Origin of the sequence: Burkholderia sp. LMG 13014, assembly GCF_905232215.1 — a bacterium.
Classification (GTDB): Bacteria; Pseudomonadota; Gammaproteobacteria; order Burkholderiales; family Burkholderiaceae; genus Burkholderia.
Genome location: NZ_CAJNKE010000942.1, coordinates 1 through 1553, shown reverse-complemented (window position 1 = coordinate 1553; position 1553 = coordinate 1). Strand labels below are relative to the sequence as shown.

2 protein-coding genes and 1 pseudogene are annotated in these 1553 nt (G+C 60.7%); all 3 read right to left on the bottom strand.

Translation table 11 applies throughout. The features are described 5' to 3' along the window. A pseudogene (locus tag JYJ84_RS38435) lies at window positions 1-165 on the bottom strand (SCPU domain-containing protein); the annotation flags it as partial. 51 nt (window positions 166-216) lie between these two features. Beyond that, complete coding sequence (locus JYJ84_RS36375) at window positions 217-762, bottom strand: spore coat U domain-containing protein (protein ID WP_122947607.1); 546 nt, start codon at window positions 760-762, stop codon at window positions 217-219. 463 nt (window positions 763-1225) lie between these two features. Further along, a partial coding sequence (locus JYJ84_RS36370; RefSeq protein ID WP_205190275.1) for a hypothetical protein occupies window positions 1226-1553 on the bottom strand: 328 nt, incomplete at its 5' end.

The window sequence follows — 1553 nt, the reverse complement described above, 5'->3', positions numbered from 1 at the left end:
GTTGGTCGAGCCGCCGGTCGAGCCCGAGCCGGCATCGATCGCGCAGCCGGTCGTCAGCACGAGCTTCGAATTAACGGAGCCGGTAATCGGGCTCGTTTGCGCGCCGGCGGTCATGCATGCCGACGCCAGAGCGACCGCTGCCAGGGTGTTCCATTGAGTTTTCACACGTGTTCCTTTGACGAATGAGAGGTGAAGTTGCTACGCATCCGCCCGGGCTCACCAGTTGACGGTGATCCCGAGCAAATCTTCATAAGTCCCGGCCGGGACGAACTGCATCTGTGTGCCGACGACGCCGAACAGCGGCAGCGCGACGGCATCGCGTCGCTCGTCGACACGAAACGACTGGGGTATCTGCGGGACGTACGCCACGCTGCGCGCCGGATCGCGATAGATGTTGTAGGGCACCCGCGCGACGCTCCGGCCCGCCGCATCGCGCCGCACCAGATAGCGGGTCGACTGCAGGCCGTGCCGGCCCTCGTCGACCGACACCAGGAAGCCGCCGATATCGGGGCTGCACACGACGTGCAGCGGGCCGCTGCCGGACGGGCGCGTGTCGGTGGTCAGGGGCTCGGACCACGTGGGCCCGCGCGTGCCGAAGTCGAGCGCGCCGAAATCCGCGCCGACCGGCCCGCCGCCGACCTGACAGCCGCTGCGCACCTGCAGGCTGACGTTCACCGTGCCGTTGACCTGCCCGGCCTGAATGCCGGCGAACGGAACCAGCATCAGCCCGAACCAGACCGCCTTCCGAATCGCTTTGACCATGCTGGCCTCCGGCGCACGCACAATTACGGCGCAATTACCCGCAATTGCCGCGCAATTGATTAACCCATTGGAATTCCGGCCATTCGGGCCGGTGCAAACGATTGAAAAGGGAATATCCCGGCGCAACGAGACAGCGAAGTGGAACGACACCGATCGATATCGGCGCATCGCTCCATTCGCGATTCGCAGGGACGACAAAGCCCGCCCGGCATCGCGCTCAGCGCCTGCCGGGGCTCTTCCCTTTATGATGTCTTGTGCCGTCGTTAATCCGCGATTCGTTTCCCCGCTCGCGGACTCGATTTATTCGATGAAATGCATGTTGGTGGCCTCGGATTGCTTTTCGTTTTCATTACACACAGTAATGATCCAGAAAAAATTCCCGGCACACAATCGGAATATTCCTAGAATCGAAAAAATAATCCGAAATGAAGACAGGTTTATCGCTCAGCCAATAACCGATTCTTCATTTTCTTAAATGATCGCGTTGCTTGTGCGAATGCATTGTCGGAAGAATCCTATGATTCATCTCGAAGAAGGTGGAAACCGGTGGCGTTACCGCGCGATTCGTTCCGGCATAGGCGGATTCGCTACGAATGCGCGATTTTTTGTCGGGCAATGGGGGGACTGCGAGACGGGACGGCTGGCCGGTGGGATTACCGTCCAGGGGCCGGCAAACAGGAAGAACACTGGCGAACGGTTCACCCGGTATGACGGCCCGGGGTTTGGATGCGGGCGAAGCGTTGGGGATCGCAATGCAAACGAGTTGGGATTTCGCGCGGAAAGTGTTGCCC